The sequence below is a fragment of the Kitasatospora sp. NPDC058478 genome (assembly GCF_042720345.1).
Classification (GTDB): Bacteria; Actinomycetota; Actinomycetes; order Streptomycetales; family Streptomycetaceae; genus Kitasatospora.
In genome coordinates, this window is the sequence record NZ_JBHXML010000015.1 from 27,332 (window position 1) to 47,472 (window position 20,141).

At 75.7% G+C, this 20,141-nt stretch carries 3 protein-coding genes; all 3 read left to right on the top strand.

All coding sequences use genetic code 11. The annotated features are described in order from the left end of the window. The first annotated feature begins 80 nt into the window (after positions 1-80). From ACFWPT_RS10990 to ACFWPT_RS11000, 3 genes are read left to right on the top strand one after another with little or no spacing between them, the layout of a single operon-like run. Positions 81-1,295 (top strand): serine hydrolase domain-containing protein, encoded by a 1,215-nt coding sequence (locus ACFWPT_RS10990; RefSeq protein WP_380481164.1) that lies wholly within the window; start codon positions 81-83, stop codon positions 1,293-1,295. A gap of 18 nt (positions 1,296-1,313) precedes the next feature. After that, positions 1,314-7,658, top strand: a complete 6,345-nt coding sequence (locus ACFWPT_RS10995; RefSeq protein WP_380481167.1) for an amino acid adenylation domain-containing protein — start codon at positions 1,314-1,316, stop codon at positions 7,656-7,658. After that, a complete protein-coding gene (locus tag ACFWPT_RS11000) occupies positions 7,655-20,131 on the top strand; it encodes an amino acid adenylation domain-containing protein (RefSeq protein WP_380481170.1) in 12,477 nt (4,158 codons plus the stop codon). Before ACFWPT_RS10995 ends, ACFWPT_RS11000 begins: the two co-directional genes overlap by 4 nt. Positions 20,132-20,141 lie beyond the last annotated feature (10 nt).

Consider the following 20,141-nt stretch of genomic DNA (forward strand, 5'->3'; position numbering starts at 1 on the left):
GCCGTGGACGGAACACGGCCGAACGGGGCTGTTGTGCTGCGCCTTTTTCGGATTCCGGTGAATGCGGTGGGTGGGTTTTAGTGAATTCACAGTCATGGCGTGAAAAGGCCGGACGGCTCGCGCGCGAACACGGTGTGCGCTCCCTCCGGTGCGCGTTCTACGACGCCGGCGAACTCCACGTCGCCGAGGCGGGTGCGGAGCCCGGGCCGGCGCCCGCCGCGCCGTTCGCCTCGCTCACCAAGCTCTTCACCGCGACGCTGGCCATGCAGCTGGCCTTCGACGGCGACCTCGACCTGGACCTGCCGGTCGGCGAGTACCTGAACGAACCACCCTTCGCCGAGCTGGGACTGACGACCCGCCACCTGCTCAGCCACTCCTCCGGGCTGGTCTGCGACGGCCCCGGCGACGGCGGGCTGCGGGCCGCCGTCGCGGCCGGCCCGCTGTTCGCCCCCGGCACCGCGTTCTCGTACTCCAACGCCGGGTTCGCGCTGGCCGGAAAGGTCATCGAGGCCGCCGCCGGGGTGAGTTGGCGCAACGCCGTGACGGACTTCCTGCTCCGGCCGCTGGACATCGAGCCGGCCTTCCTGGCGGCCGACGAGATCCCCCGCGACCTCGCCCCCGCCGCCGCGATCGCCGGCACCGTCACCGACCTGGTCGCGTTCGCCCGGCTCCACCTGGACGACCGCGACGCCTCGCACGCCGCCCTGCTCGACCAGGAGGCCGTCCGGGCGCTGGCCGAACCGCCCTTCGACACCCTGCCGTTCGGCCTGGCCGACGGTTGGGGCCACGGCTGGGCCCGGTACGGCAACGGCGCCGACCGCTGGCTCGGCCTCGACGGCGTGGGCGCGGGCGCCACCTGCCACCTGCGGATCCAGCCGGAACGCGGCACCGTGATCGCCCTCCAGGCCGACTCCGCGGCCGGCCTCGGCGCCTGGCAGGACCTGCTGGCCCAGCTCCGGGCCGAGGGCGTGGACGTCGCCGGCTACGCGCCGGGCCCCGCCGCCGGCGCCGCGCAGGACCTGTCGGACCGCGTCGGGCAGTGGGCCAACGGCGAGACCGTCTACCGGATCCGCCCCGGCGCCGACACGGCGGACGGCGCACACCCCGGCGCCACCGTCCTGGTCGACGACGACGGGATGGAGTACGACCTGACCGGCCGAGGCGAGCGCTTCTTCGCCGCCCGGCACCCGCGGCTGCCCGAGGTGGAACACCTCGGCCGCTTCCTGCTCGACCCGGAGACCGGGCGCGCGGACCACATGCAGTTCGGCGGCCGCGTCCTGCGACGCGTCGCCTGAACAGGCTGGAGAGCGAACGTGACGATCACCAACGACAGTGTCCTGTCGCCGGCGCAGCAGCGCCTGTGGTTCCTGAACCGCTTCCAGGAGGGCGCCGCCGGCCACACCCACACGGTGGCGCTGCGGCTGGCCGGCGGCCTGGGTCCGGAGCAGCTGCGCGCCGCGCTGGACGCCCTGGTCCGGCGGCACCCGCTGCTGGGCACCGTGCACCGCGAGGCCGAGGGCCGCTGCCGCCCCGAACCCGCCCCCGACGGCGGGGCGTTCGCCGGGCTGCGGCCCGAGCCGGTCGCCCCCGACGAGCTCGACGAGGCGCTGACCCGGGCGGCCGGCCAGGGCCTGGACCTCACCCGGGAGCCCCCGCTGCGGGCCCGGCTGCTGGCCACCGGTCCGGACGCCCACGTGCTGGTCCTGACGGTGCACGAGATCGCGGCCGACGAGCGCTCGCTCGCCGTGATCGTCGACGACCTGGCCCGGGCGTACGCGGCGGCCACCGCCCCGGCCGCCCCCGGCGCGTCCGAGCCCGCCCCGCAGTACGCCGCGGCGGCCGCCGCCGACCGGGAGCTGAACGGCGCCCCCGAGCGGCCCACCGAGCACGCCGCGGCCGAACTCGCCCACTGGCGCGCGGCCTTGGACGGCGCGCCGGCGCAGCTCGACCTGCCCGTCGACCGGCCGCGCCCGGCCGTCACCCGCTACGCCGCCGACGAGTACCGCAGCGAGCTGGACGGCCCGCTGGCGGCGGCCCTCGCCGACCTGGCCGCCGACTGCGGCGCCGGCGTCGAGGCGGTGCTGCACGCCGCCGTCGTGGCGCTGCTGGGCCGCTTCGGCGCCGGCGTCGACGTCCCGCTGGTCGGCAGCCTGCCGGGCCGCGACGACGCCCGGCGCGCCGCCGTGGTCGGCCCGCTGGCCAACCCGGTGGTGCTGCGGGTCCTGCGCCGCCCCGGCGCCTCCTTCCGCGAGCTGGTCGGCGACTGCGCGGCGGTCGCCGACACGGCCCGGCGCCACGGCGGCGTCCCGTTCGAGACCGTGGTCGGCGACCTGCGGCCCGAGCGCGCGCTCAACCGCCACCCGCTGGCCCAGGTGGCCTTCGACCTCGCCGAGGACCTGCCCGCCCGGCTCGACTTCGGCCCGCTCGACGCCCAGGTGGCCCAACTTCCCCGCCAGCACTCCCCGTTCGACCTCCAGCTGCGCTTCCGCAGCGCACCCGACGGCTCCGGGCTGCGGCTGGCCGCGACCTTCAGCACCGAGCTGTTCGACCCGGCGACCGTCCGGCGGCTCACCGACGCGCTGCCGCGCCTGCTGGCCGCCGCCGTCGCCGCGCCGGACGCCGACCCGGACGGCTACGAGGTGCTGGACCCGGCCGAGCGGCACGCCCTGCTGACCGCGTGGAACGCCACCGACCGGCCGGTGCCCGACGCCGACGTCTCCGCGCTGTTCCGGGCCCGGGCCGCCGCCCAGCCCGCGCGGACCGCCCTGATCGCCGGCGACACCGTGCTCAGCTACGCCGAACTCGACGACCGGGCCGAGCGGTTGGCCGGCGAGCTGCGCCGCCACGGCGCCGCCCCGGGCCGGCTCGTCGCCCTGGCGCTGCCGCGCTCCGCCGACCTCGTCGTCGCCCTGCTCGCGGTGGCCCGCACCGGCGCCGCCTACGTGCCGCTCGACCCCGACTACCCGGCCGACCGGATCGGCTACATCCTCGACCACGCCGCCCCCTCGGCACTGGTCACCGACAGCGCGACGGCCGGGCGGCTGCCCGCCACCGCCGCCCACCGGCTGCTGCTGGACGACGAGGAGGTGCGCGCCAGGCTGGCGACGGAGCCCGCCGGGCCGCAGGGCCCCGCCGCGACCGCCGCCGACCCGGCCTACGTCATCTACACCTCCGGCTCCACCGGCCGCCCCAAGGGCGTCGTCATCAGCCGCCACGCGCTGACCAACTTCCTGGTCTCGATGGCCGACCTCTTCCCGCTCGCCGCCGAGGACGTCTGGACCTCCGTCACCACGATCGCCTTCGACATCGCCGCCCTGGAGCTCTACCTGCCGCTGGTCGGCGGCGCCACCGTGGTCCTCGCCGACCGCGCGACCGTCACCGACCCCGCCGGGCTGGGCGCCCTGGTCGGCCGCACCGGCACCACGATCATGCAGGCCACCCCCAGCCTCTGGCAGGCCCTGTGCGACGAGGCCCCGCAGGCACTGCGCGGCCTGCGGATGCTGGTCGGCGGGGAGGCCCTGCCGGCCGCCCTCGCCGAGCGGATGCGCGCGCTCGGCAGCGAGGTCACCAACCTGTACGGGCCCACCGAGACCACCATCTGGTCCACCGCCGCCCGCCTGGACGACCGCCCCGGCGCGCCGACCATCGGCCGGCCGATCGGCAACACCCGGGTCCGGGTCCTCGACGAGGCGCTGCGCCTGGTGCCGATCGGCGCCGCCGGCGAGCTGTACATCGCCGGGGACGGCGTCGGCACCGGCTACCTGCACCGCGAGGACCTCACCCGGGACCGCTTCCTGCCCGACCCGTACGGCGCCGAGGGCGAGCGCATGTACCGCACCGGCGACATCGTCCGCTGGGCCGCCGACGGCAACCTGGAGTACGTCGGCCGCGCCGACTTCCAGCTGAAGGTCCGCGGCTTCCGGATCGAGCCCGGCGAGATCGACGCCGTCCTGGAGCGGCACCCCGCGGTGGCCCGCGCCGTCACCGTCGCCCGCGAGTACGGGGCCGGCGACACCCGGCTGGTCTCCTACGTGGTGCCGGCCGGCGAGGGCGGCGCCGACCCGGCCGAACTGCGCGCGCACGCCGCCGCCACGCTGCCCGGCTACATGGTCCCGGCCGTGGTGGTGCCGATCCCCGAGATCCCGCTGACCCCCAACGGCAAGACCGACCGGGCCGCGCTCCCGGACCCGGGCACCGCCGCCGCCGGCAGCGGGCACGGGCCGCGCAGCGCCCGCGAGGAGCAGCTCTGCGACCTGTTCTGCGAGGTGCTCGGCGTCGCCTCGATCGGCGTCGACGACAGCTTCTTCGACCTCGGCGGCCACTCCCTGCTCGCCACCCGGCTGATCGGGCGCATCCGCTCGGTGCTGGACGTCGAGGTGCCGATCCGCACCCTGTTCGAGTCGCCCACCGTCGCCGGGCTGGCCGGCCGGCTGGGCAGCGAGCCCGCCCGCCGGGCCGGACTGGTGCCGGTCGGCCGCGACCGGCCGCTGCCGCTCTCCTACGGCCAGCAGCGGCTCTGGTTCCTGTACGACTACGAGTCCCAGGGCACCGAGTACAACTCGCCGCTCGGCCTGCGGCTGACCGGGCCGCTCGACCGGGCCGCCCTCGGGCGCGCCGTCGACGCCCTGGTGGCCCGGCACGAGGCGCTGCGCACCACCTTCGCCACCGAGGGCGGCCAGGGCGTGCAGGTCGTCCACGCCCCCGGCCACCGGCCGGTGCGCTTCACCGACCTCGCGGCCGAGGGGCGCGTCGACGACCTCGACCAGCTGCTGCGCACCGAGCTGAGCCGCTCCTTCGACCTGCGCGGCGGCCCGCTGCTGCGCCCCTGGCTGATCCGGCTGGCCGATGCCGAGCACCTGCTCGTCCTCGACATGCACCACGTCGTCACCGACGGCTGGTCCAAGGAGGTGATGGCCCGCGAGCTCGTCGCCCTGCTCGGCCAGGAGGCCACCGGCCGGCCCGCCGCGCTGAGCGAACTGCCCCTTCAGTACGCCGACTTCGCCGTACACCAGCACGGCGAGCGGGGCGCCCGGGAGGCCGCCGACCTCGCCTACTGGAAGCGCCGGCTGGACGGCGTGGTGCCGCTGGAGCTGCCGACCGACCGGCCCCGGCCCGCCACCCGCGCCACCCGGGGCGCCGGTCACCCCTTCGAGCTGAGCCCCGAGCTGGTGGCCGCCCTCACCCGGCTCTGCCGCCGGGAGGGCGTCACCCTGTTCACCGTCCTCACGGCGGGCGTCCAACTGCTGCTGTCCCGGTACGCGCGCCAGCGCGACATCGCCGTCGGCACCATCGTCTCCGGCCGCGAGCACAGCGAACTGGAGGACGTGCTCGGCTTCTTCGTCAACACGCTGGTGCTGCGCTCCCGGACCACCCCCGACACGACCGTCGGCGCCTTCCTGGCCGACGTCCGGCAGGGCGTGCTGGAGGCCTTCACCCACCAGCACCTGCCGTACGACCGGCTGATCGACGAGCTCAAGCCGGACCGCGACCCCAGCCGCACCCCGCTGATCCAGGCCGCGCTGATGCTCAAGCGGGCCCAGGACGCGCTGCCCGGCCCCGACGGCCTGCGGGTCGAGGAGAGCGCCCTGCCGCGGATGCACGCGCTGTTCGACATCGGCTTCGAGTTCGAGGAGCGCGACGGGCGGCTCGGCGGCCTGGTCGAGTACAGCACGGCGCTCTTCGACCCGGAGACCGTCGCCCGGACCGCCCGCCACCTCACCGTGCTGCTGGAGGGCATGGCGGCGGCCGACCCGGACCGGCTCGTCGACGAGCTGCCGCTGATGGACGAGCAGGAACGCCGGCTGGTCACCACCGGCTGGAACGCCACCGCGACCGGCGCCCGGTTCCACACGGCGACCATCCACGGCCTGGTCGCCGACCAGGCCCGGCGCACCCCGGACGCCGCGGCCGTCACCACCGAGGACCGCAGCCTGACCTTCGCCGAACTCGACGCGCTGACGGACGCGCTGGCCCACCGGCTGGCCGACCGCGGCGTCGGCCCGGGCACCGTCGTCGGCGTCCGGACCCGGCGCGCCGCCGAGATGACGATCGCCCAGCTCGCCGTGCTCAAGGCCGGCGCCGCCTACCTGCCGCTCGACCCCGAACTGCCCGACGACCGGACGGTCTACGTGCTCCAGGACGCCGGGGTGCCGGTACTCCTCACCCAGCGCGACCTGCCCGGGCCCGAGGCGCCGGAAGGCGTCGAGGTGCTGTACGTCGAGGACACCGGGCCCGGCACGCACGACGGGCCGCCCGAGGTCGCCGTCGGCCCGTCCGACCTCGCGTACGTGATCTACACCTCGGGCTCCACCGGCAAGGCCAAGGGCGTGCTGATCGAGCACCGCGGCGTGGTCAACCTGTGCGACTGGTACCGGGACTTCTTCGACGCCGGGCCCGGCGACCGGGCCACCCAGATGGTGCCGCCCGGCTTCGACCCGACGGTGCTGGAGCAGTGGGGCGCCCTCGCCTGCGGCGTGGAGATCCGGTTCGCCTCCGACCGCGTCCTGGAGGACCCGCACCTGCTCGCCGGCTGGATCGTCGAGCAGGGGATCACCCTCATCCTCATCCCGGCCCCGCGCCTGGAGGCCCTGCTCGACCAGCCCGCGCTGCACCAGGGCCGGGTGCGCCACATCCTCACCGGCGCCGACGTGGTGCGCCGCCGGCTGCCGCGCGGCTCCGCGATGGCGCTGTCCAACCTGTACGGCCCGACCGAGACCACCGTGCTCACCACCGGCACGGTGCTGGAGGCGGAGGAGGACGCCCCGGTCGGGCGGCTGCCCTCGATCGGCCGGCCCATCGCCAACACCACCGGCTACGTGCTCGACGAGCACCGCGAGCCCGTCCCGGTGGGCGTGCCCGGCGAACTGTACGTCGGCGGCGCCGGGGTGGCCCGCGGCTACCTGGGCCGCCCGGAGCTCACCGAGGAGCGGTTCGTCCCGGACCACCTCGCCGCCACCGCCGGCGCGAGGCTCTACCGCACCGGCGACCTGGTCCGCTGGCTGCCCGACGGCACACTCGAATTCCTCGGGCGGATCGACAACCAGGTCAAGGTGCGCGGCTACCGGATCGAGCTGGGCGAGATCGAGACCGCGCTGCTCGACGACGAGAGCGTCGAGCAGACCGCGGTGGTCGCCCGGACCAGGCCGTCCGGGCAGACCGTGCTGACCGGCTACGTGGTGCCCGCGGACGGCGCCGCCGACCCGGAGAAGATCCGGGCCCGGCTCGCCGAGCGGCTGCCCGGCTACATGGTCCCGCCGGTCGTCATCGTCCTGGACGCGTTCCCGATGACCACGAGCGGCAAGATCGACCGGCGGGCCCTGCCGGAACCGGAGGAGCAGCGGCCGGCCGCCGAGCCCACCGCGCCCCGGGACGAGACCGAGGCGGCGCTGGCCGGGATCTGGGCCGAGGTGCTGGGCGTGCCCGTCGTGGGGGCCGAGGACAACGTCTTCGACCACGGCGCCAACTCGGTGCTCACCCTCCAGGTCACCGCCCGGATCCGGGAGGTGTTCGGCGTCGGGGTCTCGGCCCGGCACGTGTTCGCCGCCCGCACCGTGGCGGCCCTCGCGGACCAGGTCCGCAAGCAAGTACTCGAAGACGTGCGCCGGACACCGGCGGACCGGACGACGACGCGCGGTGGCGCGCGGGGGAGCAACCGATGACAGACCAGCGACACAGCGAGGGCCAGGACGCCGACGAGATCCTGCGGCAGCGACTGGCAGCCGCCGGCGCCGGCGGCGGCGACCGCGACGCGATCCGGCCCGGCGGCGACGGCCCGGCCCCGCTCTCCTTCGGCCAGGAACGGCTCTGGTTCCTCCAGGAGTTCGAGACCGACGCGGTCGAGTACACCACCTCCTTCGGCCTGCGGCTGCGCGGCGGCCTCGACCTGGCCGCGCTGCGCACCGCGCTGACCGGCCTGGTCGAGCGGCACGAGCCGCTGCGCACCGTCTTCACCACCGAGGACGGCGTGGCCCGCCAGGAGGTCCGGCCCGCCTACGCCCCGGACACCGAGCCGGTGGACCTGAGCGCGCTGGGCGCCGAGGAGCGCGAGGCCGAGTTCGCCGCGCTGCTGCGCCGCGAACTCGCCACCCCCTTCGACCTCGCCAGCGGCCCGCTGCTGCGCTCCACGGTCGTGCGGCACGGCCCGGACGACCACGCGCTCTTCCTCAACCTGCACCACATCGCCGCCGACGGCTGGTCCAAGGGCCTGCTGACCGGCGAGCTCGGCGAGCTCTACCGGGCCGCCGTCGAGGGTCGCCCGCACACCCTCGCCCCGCTGCCGGTCAGCTACCGCGACTACTCCCGCTGGCAGCGCGAGCGCTGCACCGAAGACCGCCTGGCCGGGCAACTGGACTACTGGCGCGACGAGTTGGCGGACATCCAGCCGCTGGAGCTGCCCACCGACCGGCCCCGCCCGGCGGTGCGCACCACCGTCGGCGCCCTGCACACCTTCCAGGTCGACGCCGAGGTCGCCACCGGCCTCGACACGCTCGGCGCCGAACGCGGCACCACGCTCTTCGCCGTGCTCGCCGCCGCCACCCAGGTCCTGCTGGCCCGGCACACCGGCCAGCGCACCGTGGGCCTGGGCACCGTGTCGGTCGGCCGCGACCGCACCGAACTGGAGCCGCTGGTCGGCTTCTTCGTCAACACCCTGGTCCTGCACGGCCGGATCGACCTGGACGAGGCCTTCGGCGACCTGCTGGAGCGCACCACCGACCAGCTCTGGGACGCCCTCAGCAACCAGGACGTCCCCTTCCACCGGCTGGTGGACGAGATCCAGCCCGAGCGAGACCCGAGCCGCACCCCGCTGGTGCAGGCCGCCCTCGTGCTCCAGAACGACCCCGGGGCCCTGCCCGACTTCGGCGGCCCGGCCGTCGAGGAGTTCCGCGCGCCCTCGGTGTCCTCCATCTTCGACCTGACACTGGAGTTCACCCCGGCCGCCGACGGCACGCTGGGCGGGACGGTGGAGTACAACACCGACCTGTTCGACGCCTCGACCGTCGACGCGCTCTGCGCCCGGCTGCTGCTCCTGCTGGCGGGCGTCGCCGCCGACGCCGACCGCCCGGTCGGCGACCTGCCGCTGCTCACCGCCGCCGAACTCGACACCGTCACCCGCGACTGGGCCGAGAACCGGGTGCCCTACCCGGCCGACCGGACCGTCCACTCGCTGGTCGCCGAGCAGGCCGCGGCCACCCCCGACGCCATCGCCGTCACCGCCGCCGAAGGCGAGCTGACCTACCGTCAGCTCGACGAGCAGGCCGACCGGTTGGCCCGGCTGCTGCTCGACCGTGGCGCCCGCCCCGGCCGGCACGTCGCGGTCTGCCTGCCCCGCGGCACCGGCCTGGTCGTCGCCCTGCTGGCCGTGCTCAAGGCCGGCTGCACCTACGTGCCGCTGGACCCGGACTACCCGGCCGACCGGCTGGAGTTCATGCTCGCGGACACCGGGGCCGCGCTCTGCGTCACCGACCGGGAGCTGCTCGAACGGCTGCCCGACCTGGCCGTCCCGGCCCTGCTGCCCGCCGAGCGCACCGCCGAGCTGGCCGCCCTCCCGGCCGGGCCGCCGGCCACCGACGCGGGGCCCGAGAGCGCCGCCTACGTCATCTACACCTCCGGCTCCACCGGCCGGCCCAAGGGCGTCGTGGTCGAGCACCGCTCCATCGTCCGGCTGGTCCGCGGCGCCGACTACGCCCCGCTGGCGGCCGACGACGTGGTGGCGCAGGTCGCCGACGCCACCTTCGACGCGGCGACCTTCGAGTTCTGGGGCCCGCTGGTGGCCGGGGCGCGGATCGCCGTCATCACCAAGGACGTCCTGCTCGACCCGCCGGCCTTCGCCGCCGCACTGCGCTCGACCGGCGCCACCGCGATGTTCCTCACCGCCGGCGTCTTCAACCAGGTCGTCGGCCTGGAGCCCACCGCCTTCGGCGGCATGCGCCACCTGCTGGTCGGCGGCGAGGCGCTCAACCCGCGCCGGATCGCCGAACTGCTGGCCGGCGGCGCCCCGCCGCAGCGGCTGGTCAACGGCTACGGCCCGACCGAGACCACCACCTTCGCCGTCTCCCACCTGATCCGCGAGACCGACGGCGTGCGCGCCATCCCGATCGGCCGCCCGATCTCCAACACGGCGGTGTACGTCCTCGACGAGCGCCGCCGCCCCGTCCCGCCCGGCGCGCCCGGCGAACTCTGGATCGCCGGCCCCGGCGTCGCCCGCGGCTACCTGGGCCGCCCGGAGCTGACCGAGGAGCGCTTCCAGCCCTCGCCGTTCGCGGCGGAGCCCGGCGAGCGGATGTACCGCACCGGGGACGTGGTGCGCTGGGCCGACGGCCTGGTCGAGTACCTCGGCCGCGCCGACACCCAGGTCAAGGTCCGCGGCTACCGGATCGAGCCCGGCGAGGTCGAAGCCGTCCTGGAGGCCCACCCCGCGGTGGCCGAGGCCCTGGTGGTCGCCCTCGCGGACGGCGACCACAAGCGGCTGGTCGGCTACCTGCGCGCCGAGCCCGGCGCCGTCATCGCGCCGCTGGACCTGCGCGCCTTCGCCGAGCAGCGGCTGCCCTCCTACAGCGTCCCGACGGCCTTCGCCACCCTCGACGCCTTCCCGCTCACCCCCAACGGCAAGGTCGACGTCCGGGCCCTGCCGGCGCCGGACGCCCCCCTGGAGCGGGAGGACTACCGGGCCCCCGAGGACCCGGCCGAGCAGGCGCTCGCCGAGGTCTGGTCGGAGGTGCTCGGCATCGGCAAGGTCGGCGCCGACGACAACTTCTTCGAACTCGGCGGCGACTCCATCCTGAGCATCCAGGTGGTCGCCCGCGCCCGCCGGGCCGGCCTCGTCATCACCTCGAAGGACATCTTCTCCCAGCAGTCGCTCGCCGACCTCGCCCGCGCCGCCCGCCCGGTGGAGCAGGCCCCGGTCGTCCAGGTCGACGCCGACGACCACGAGCCGGCCCCGCTCGGCCCCGTCCAGGAGTGGTTCTTCGCCCACCACACCCGCGGCGCCCACCACTTCAACCAGTCCGTGCTGATCACCCTGGACGGTGCGGTCGACGAACCCGCGCTGGCCCGCGCCCTGGCCGGCCTGGTCCGCCGGCACGAGGCCCTGCGCACCCGCTTCGCCACCGGCCCCGACGGCCGGCGGGTCCAGACCGTCACCGCGCCGGACGCCGACGCCGTGCCGGCCGAGGCCCGGATCGAGCGGATCACCCTCGACCAGGCCGCCCCCGGTGAGCGCGCCGCCGCCATGCGCACCCTCGCCGAGGCCGCGCAGGCCTCGCTGGACCCGGCCGAAGGGCCGCTGGTGCGCACCCTGCTGTTCGACCACGGCGCCGGCGAGCCCGCGCGGCTGCTGCTCACCGTGCACCACCTCGCCGTGGACGGCGTCTCCTGGCGGATCCTCCTGGAGGACCTGGAGAGCGCCTACCGGCAGGCCGTCCGCGGCGAGGACGTCGACCTCGGCCCGGCCGGCACCTCGTACCGCGGCTGGGCGCGCCGCCTCGCCGCCTTCACCCGGGACGGCGGCCTGGACGACGAACTGGCGCACTGGGCCCGCCCGGTGCCGGCCGGCTCCGCCGACCTGCCCACCGACCGGGAGGGCCGCAACAGCGTCGGCGACACCCGCGCCGTCTCGGCCGGCCTCGACGCCGAGCGCACCCGGCAACTGCTCCAGGACGTGCCCGCCGTCTACCGCACCCAGGTCAACGACGTCCTGCTGACCGCCCTCGGCCGCGCGCTCGCCCGCTTCACCGGCCGGGCCCGCACCCTGATCACCCTGGAGGGCCACGGCCGCGAGGAGATCCTCGACGGCACCGACGTCTCCCGGACGGTCGGCTGGTTCACCTCGATCTTCCCGGTGCTGCTGGAGTCCCCGGCCGACCGCCCGCTCGGCCGGCTCATCCGCGACACCAAGGAACTGCTGCGCGCCGTGCCCGGCCGCGGCGCCGGCTACGGCCCGCTGCGCTACCTGCGCGGCGACCAGCCGCAGGCCGCCGCCCTGGCCGCGGCGCCGCAGCCGCAGGTCAGCTTCAACTACCTCGGCCAGTGGAGCGACGCCGCGGCCGGGAGCGAGCTGTTCCGCGCCGTCGAACCCGACTACGGCCTGGACCACCACCCGGACGAGGAGCGGCCGCACCTGCTGGACATCGTCGGCGAGGTCCGGCACGGCGTGCTGACCTTCGACTTCCACTACGCGCCGCAGCGCCACGACCAGGCCACCGTGCAGCGGCTCGCCGACGACTTCGCGGCGGCCCTGACCGAACTCGTCGAGCACTGCCTGACCCCCGGCGCCGGCGGCGCCACCCCCGGCGACTTCCCGCTGCTCACCCTCGACCAGGCGACCGTCGACCGGCTGGTGCCGGCCGGCTCCGCCGTCGAGGACATCCACCCGCTGACCCCGATGCAGAGCGGGATGCTCTTCCACACCCTCAACCAGGACGGCGTCGGCGCCTACTCCGACCACGTCGCCTTCCGGCTGGAGGGCGTCCGCGACGTCGACGCGCTGGCCGCCGCCTGGCAGCAGGTGGTCGACCGCACCCCCGCGCTGCGCACCCGGCTGGTCTGGGACGGCGTCCCCGAGCCCGTCCAGGTGGTCGAGCGCTCCGCCCGGCTGACGGTGCGCCACCTCGACTGGACCGGCCTGCCCGCCGCCGAACTGGACCGCCGGCTCAAGGCGCTGATCGACGAGGAGCGCGCCACCGGGATCGAGCTGTCCCGGGCGCCGCTGATGCGCCTCGCCCTCGCCCGCGAGGACGAGCGGACCGTCCGCGTCGTGTGGACCTTCCACCACGCCGTCCTGGACGGCTGGAGCACCTCGCACCTGTTCGCCGACCTCTTCGCCGCCTACCAGGCGCTCACCGACGGCAGGGGCAAGGCCCCGGCCCTGCCCGAGCGCCGGCCGTTCCGCGACTACGTCGCCTGGCTGGCCCGGCAGGACAAGGCCGCGGCCGCCGCCCACTGGAGCGCCCTGCTGGGCGACCTGGACGCGCCGACCCAGCTGCCCTTCGGCCGCTCGGTGCCCCAGGGCCACGAGTCCCAGTCCGCCGGGCAGGTCCGGGTGGGCCTGTCCGGCGCCGAGACCGACGCGCTGGTCGCGATGGTCCGCCGCCACCGGCTCACCCTCAACACCGCCGTCCAGGGCGCCTGGGCGATCCTGCTGGCCCGCCACTCCGGGCAGCGCGACGTCTGCTTCGGCACCACCGTGGCCGGCCGCCCGACCGAGCTGCCCGGCGCCGACACCATGGTCGGCAACCTGCTCAACACCCTGCCGCTGCGCACCGAGGTCGACCAGGACGCCCCGCTGGTGGAGTGGCTGGCGGCCCTCCAGGCCGAGCAGGCCGAATCCCGGCGCTTCGAGTACTCCTCGATCGCCGAGATCCAGCGCAGCAGCAAGGTCCCGCGCGGCAGCGCGCTGTTCCAGACCCTGGTGGTGTTCGAGAACTACCCGGGCAACGGGGCCGCCGCCGAACGCCACGGACTGCGCCTCAGCGACGTCCGCGCCGTCGACACCACCAGCTTCACGCTGGACCTCACCGCCTACGACGACGACGGCTCGCTGACCCTGCTGCTCTCCTACGACCCGGCGCTCTACGACCGCGCCCAGGCCGAGGTGCTCGCCGACCAGCTCGCCGTCCTGCTCGGCAGCATGCCCACCGCCCCCGGCCAGCGGGTCGGCGACGTCCCGATGCTGTCGCTGCGCGCCCGCGACCGCGTCCTGTACGAGTGGAACGACACCGGCACCCCGGGCGCCGACGCCTGCCTGCACGAGCTGATCGCCGAGCAGGCGCAGCAGACCCCGGACGCCGAGGCGGTGGTCTTCGAGGAGACCGTGCTGACCTACGCGGAACTGGAGGCCCGGGCCAACCGGCTGGCCCAGCACCTCGTCGGCCAGGGCATCGGCCCGGAGACCGTCGTCGCGATCTGCCTGGACCGCGGCCCGGACGCCGTCGTCGCCGCCCTCGGCGTCCTCAAGGCCGGCGCCGCCTACCTGCCGCTGGACCCCGCCCACCCCGCCGAGCGGCTGCGCCTGGTGCTGGACGACAGCGCCGCCGCGATGCTCGTCACCCAACGGGACCTCGCCGAGCGGCTCCCGCTGTGCGACGCGACCGTGCTCTGCCTGGACGCCGACCGCGAGGAGATCGACAGCTGGCCCGCCGAGGCGCCCAGCACCGAGGTGACCCCGGACAACCTCGCCTACGTCATCTACACCTCCGGCTCCACCGGCAAGCCCAAGGGCGTCACGGTCGAGCACCGCAGCGTCGCCCGGGCCGCCGCGGCCTGGCGAGAGGCCTACCGGCTCGACCGCGGCCCCGTCCGCCAGCTCAACCTCGCCAGCATGGCCTTCGACGTCTTCGTCTCCGACCTGACGCACGCGCTGACCACCGGCGGCGCCCTGGTGCTCTGCCCGAAGGACGCCACCACCGACCCGGTGCGCCTGCTCGACCTGATGGAGCGCCGGCGCGTCACCCACGTCGAGACGGTGCCCTCGCTGGCCAACGCGCTGGCCGACGAGGCCGCCCGCACCGGCCGGGCCTTCCCGCCGCTGCGCTACCTGGCCGTCGGTTCGGACAACTGGCGCACCGACGACTGCCGGCGGCTGCTGAAGAGCGTCGCCCCCGGCACCGTCGTGCTCAACTCCTACGGCGTCACCGAGGCCACCGTCGAGTCCTCGTACTTCACCGTCACCCCGCAGAGCCTGCCGGACGTCGCGTCCGTGCCGATCGGCCGGCCCATCCCGGGCACCCGGATGTACGTCCTGGACGCGGACCTGGAGCCGCTGCCGGTCGGCGTCGTCGGCGAGCTCTTCCTCGGCGGCACCGGCGTCACCCGGGGCTACCTGGGCCGCCCCGACCTCACCGAGGAGCGCTTCTCCGCCGACCCGTTCACGCCCCACCCCGACGGCCGGCTCTACCGCACCGGCGACCAGGCCCGCTTCCTGCCCACCGGCGACGTCGAGTTCCTCGGCCGCGGCGACGACCAGGTCAAGATCCGCGGGTTCCGGGTGGAACTCGCCGAGATCGAGGCCGTCCTGCGCCGCCACCCCGACGTCCTGGAGGCCGTCGCGGCGCTGCGCTCCGAGCCGGGCGCCGTCCTGACCGGGTACGTCGTGCCCCGGCCCGGCACCGCACCGGAGAGCGCCGAGCTGCGCCGCTACCTGGAGGGCTCGCTGCCCCGCCACATGGTGCCGCAGGCCTTCGTCCGGCTCGACCGGCTGCCGCTGAACGCCAACGGCAAGGTGGACCGGCGGGCGCTGCCGGCCGCGGCCGCCGACGACCGCCCGGCCACCACCAGGACGGCCCCCCGCAACCCCGCCGAGCAGGCGCTCGCCGGGCTCTGGGCGGAGGTCTTCCGGGTGCCCGAGGTCGGCGTCGACGACAACTTCTTCGACCTGGGCGGTGACTCGATCCTGAGCATCCAGGTCGTCTCCCGGGCGCGGCAGTTGGGACTGCGCCTCAGCTCGCAGGACATCTTCAGCCACCAGACCATCGCCGGGATCGCCGCCGCGATCTCGACCCACGAACCCGAGGAGCCGGCCGGCGTGAACACCGAACCCGTCACCGGAAGGGCGCCGCTGACCCCGATCCAGCGCGCCTTCTTCCAACACCACACCGAGGCCCCCCAGCACAGCACCATGTCCGTGCTGGCCGAGCTGCGCGAACTCCCCGACGAGGCGCACCTGCGCACCGCGCTCGACGCCCTCCTCACCCACCACGACGCCCTGCGCACCCGCTTCCGCACCGTCTACGGCCGCTGGCAGCAGGAGATCGCCGCCCCCGGCGACGGCTGGCCGCTGGAGCGGCTGGACCTCACCCTGGAGGCCGACCCGGAGGGCGCGCTGCTGGCCGCCGCCACCGCCGCCCAGTCCGGCTTCGACCTGGCCGAGGGCCCGCTGGTGCGGGCCGTGCTGGCCGACCTCGGCGGCACCGCCGGCGCCCGGCTCTTCCTCACCGCCCACCACCTGGTGGTCGACGCGGTCTCCTGGCAGACCCTGCTCGGCGACCTGGAGACGGCCTACCGGCAGGCCGCCGAGGGCCGGCCGGTCGACCTCGGCTCGCGCGGCACCTCCTTCCTCGACTGGTCCCGCCGGCTCTCCGAGCACACCGCGGTCGGCGGCTTCGACGAGGAGCTGGACCACTGGTTCGCGGCCGGCCGCGCCGGCGGCGAGCCGCTGCCCGCCGACCTCACCGGCACCCCGACCGTCGCCACCGCCGCCGCCGTCCGGGTCGGCCTGGACGCGGAGAGCACCGACGCGCTGCTGCGCGAGGTCCCCGCGGTCTACCGCACCCAGGTCAACGACGTCCTGCTGACCGCGCTCGCCCGGGTGCTCGCCGACTGGACCGGCCGCTCCGCCGTCCTGGTGGACCTGGAGGGCCACGGCCGCGAGGAGATCTTCGACGACGTCGACCTGAGCCGCACCACCGGCTGGTTCACCACCTCCTTCCCGGTCGCCCTGGACACCGCCGACGGCGCCGACTGGGGCGCCCGGCTCCGCTCCGTCAAGGAGCAGCTGCGGGCCGTCCCCCAGCGCGGCATCGGCTACGGCGCGCTGCGCCACCTCAGCCCGGCCGGGGCGCCCGGCGAACTGCTCGCCGAAGGCCCCCGCGCCCAGGTCGGCTTCAACTACCTCGGCCGGGTCGTCGACGGCCACGACGGCGGCCTGCTGCACGACGTGCGGCTCGGCTACGGCACCGAGCAGGCGCCCGGGGAACTGCTGGAGTACCCGCTCGACATCGTGGCGTACGTGCGCGACGGCAAGCTCGGCTTCGAGCTGTTCCACTCCACCGCGACCCACACCACCGAGACCGTCCAGCGGGTCGGCGACCAGCTGGTCGAGGCCCTGCGCGGGATCGTCGCGCACTGCCGCGAGGCCGGCGCCGCCGCCTCCGGGGCCACCCCCTCGGACTTCCCGCTCGCCCGGGTCGACCAGCCGCTGCTGGACGAACTGACCGCCCTGGGCCGGATCGCCGACCTCTACCCGGCCACGCCGATGCAGCACGGCCTGCTGTTCCACAGCCTCACCGAGGAGGGCGAGGGCGTCTACCTCGGCCAGCTGTCCTTCCTGCTGGAGGGCGGCGTGGACGCGGACGCCTTCGCCGAGGCCTGGCAGCGCCTCGCCGACCGGACCCCGATGCTGCGCACCGGCTTCGCCCGGGTCGACACCGACCAGCCGCTCCAGGTGGTCCGCGAGCACGTCACCGTGCCCGTCGAGCGGCTGGACTGGAGCGCCCTGCCGGCGGCCGAGCGCGAGCAGCGGTTCGCCGCCTACCTCGCCGAGGACCGCACCCGCGGCATCGACCTGGCCGTGGCGCCGCTGATGCGCCTGGCCCTGATCGACGAGCCGGACGGCGCCCTGCGGGTCGTCTGGACCTCGCACCACCTGCTGCTGGACGGCTGGAGCAGCGCCGAACTGGTCTCCGAGGTGGTCGACGACTACCTCCGGCTCACCGGCCACGACCGGCCCGGCCCGGTCGCCCGCCGCCCGTTCCGCGACTACGTCGCCTGGCTCGGCGAGCAGGACCTGGCCGACGCCGAGCGCTACTGGCGCGAGCTGCTCGACGGCTTCACCGCCCCGACCGCCCTGCCGGCCGACCGGGCCGGCGAGGAGGCGGCCCGCCAGGGCAGCGAGGCGACCAGCGTCTTCCAGCTGGAGCCCGAGGTCACCGAGCGGCTCGCCGAGGTCGCCCGGCGCCACCGGCTCACCACCAACACGCTCGCCCAGGGCGCCTGGGCGCTGACGCTCTCGCGCTACGCGGGGGAGCAGGAGGTCTGCTTCGGCTCGGCCGTCTCCGGCCGCCCCGCCGACCTGCCCGACGTCGAGTCGATGATCGGCCTGTTCATCAACAACCTGCCGGTGCGGGTCGAGGTCCGCCCCGAGCAGCCCGTCCTCGACTGGCTGGGCGACCTCCAGCGCGACCAGGTCCAGGCCCGCAGCTACGAGTACGTCTCGCTGGCCCAGATCCGCGGCTGGACCGGGCTGCCCGCCGGGGTCGACCTGTTCGACAGCTACGTGGTCGTCGAGAACTACCCCTTCGACGGCGAACTGGGCTCCGACCAGGGCATCCGGATCCGCGACGTGCGCTCCCAGGAGCCCACCAGCTACGCCATGGTGCTCGCGGTCTTCGCCGGCGAGCAGCTCTCCTTCCGGCTCGCCTACGACCCCGGGCTCTTCGACGCCGACACCGCCGACCGGGTCACCGGCGACCTGCGCGCCCTGCTGGAGGAGATCGCGGCCGAGCCCGAGCGCACCCTCGCCGAGCTGCGCGCGCTGGCCCCCGCCCACCGGGAGCGGCTGCTCACCGGCCACAACGAGACCGCCACCGCGCTCACCACCGACGCCCTGGTGCCCGAGCGGTTCGCCCGCCAGGCCGCCGCCACCCCGCAGGCCGTCGCCCTGGTCCACGGCGGCGAGCGGATCACCTTCGCAGAGCTGGACGAGCGGGCCAACCGGCTCGCCCACCACCTCGCCGACCGGGGCGTCGGCCCCGAGGTGCCGGTCGCGGTCTGCCTGCGGCGCGGCCCCGGCCTGATCACCGCGCTGCTCGCGGTGCTCAAGGCGGGCGGCGTCTACACCCCGCTGGACCCGGCCGCCCCGGCCGAGCGCCTGCGGCTGCTGGTCGAGGACGTCAAGCCCCGGGTGGTGATCGCCGACGAGGCCGCGAGCACCACGCTGGCGCTGCCCGCCGACGTCGCCCTGGTCGTCCCCGAGCGCGAGCGGGACGCGATCGCGGCCCGGCCCGCCACCGCCCCCGACCCGGACCTCGCCCCGGAGCACGCCGCCTACGTCATCCACACCTCCGGCTCCACCGGCAAGCCCAAGGGCGTGCTGGTCGAGCACGGCAGCCTGGCGAACCTGCTCGACAGCCACCTGCGGACCGTCTTCGAGCCGCTGCGCGAGGCCTGCGGCGACCGGCAGGTCCGGGTCGCCCACCTGGCGCCCGCGTCCTTCGACGCCTCCTGGAACCCGGTGCTGTGGATGGTCGCCGGCCACGAACTGCACCTGGTCGACGACGAGGTGCGGCGCGACGCGCACGCCCTGGTCGCCTACCGCGCCGAGCAGCGGATCGACTTCCTGCAGACCACCCCGTCCTGGTTCCGCCAGCTCGACGACGCCGGACTGCTCGCCCCCGGCAGCCACCCGCTGCGCGGCGCGGCGCTCGGCGGCGAGGCGATCGGCCAGGCCCAGTGGGACCGGCTGCGCGCCCAGTCCGACCTGATCGCCTACAACTTCTACGGGCCCACCGAGGCCACCGTGGACGCGCTGGTCTGCCGGGTCGCCGACAGCCCCCGGCCCGTCCTCGGCCTGCCCGTCCAGAACGTCCGGGCCTACGTCCTGGACCCGGAGCGCAACCTCGCCCCGGTCGGCGCGCCCGGCGAGCTGTACCTGGCCGGCGACGGCCTCGCCCGCGGCTACCTGGGCCGCCCCGACCTGACCGAACAGGCCTTCCTGGCCGCGCCGTTCGACCCCAAGGAGCGGCTGTACCGCACCGGCGACCGGGTCCGCCGGCTGTCCGACGGCCGGCTGGAGTTCCTCGGCCGGCTCGACGACCAGGTCAAGCTGCGCGGCTACCGGATCGAGCCGGGCGAGATCACCGCGGCCCTGGACGCCCACCCGGGCGTCGCCGAGTCCGTCGTCCTGGTCCGCGGCGAGGCCGAGCACGCCCGCCTGGTCGCCTACCTGCGGCCGGCCGCGGGCGGCGTCCCCGGCGCCGCCGAGCTCGCCGGCTACCTCGCCGAGCGGCTCCCGGCCCACCTGGTGCCGGCCGCCTTCGCCGAGGTGGAGTCCTTCCCGCTCACCCGGCACGGCAAGATCGACCGGGCCGCGCTGCCCGACCCCGCCGAGACGGCCGTCGAGGCCGCCGAGGAGTGGGTGGAGCCGCGCGACGAGACCGAGAAGCTGATCGCCGCGATCTGGTCCGAGACCCTGCACGTGGAGCGGGTCGGCGCGCACGACAGCTTCTTCGCCCTCGGCGGGCAGTCCCTGACCAGCGTGCAGGCGATCACCAGGATCAAGCAGACCTTCGGCATCCGGATCGCCTTCCGCAGCCTCCTGGAGAACCCCACCGTGGCGGGGGTGGCGCGACTCGTCGAGGACGCGCTGCTGGAGGAACTGGAGCGAGAGGCCGCGCGCCAGTCGGCGCCGGCGGCGGAGTAGGGGCAGCCGA

Coding starts and splice junctions, on each gene's coding strand:
- ACFWPT_RS11000 (WP_380481170.1), top strand. CDS start 7,655: ATGACAGACCAGCGACACAGCGAGGGCCAGGACGCCGACGAGATCCTG.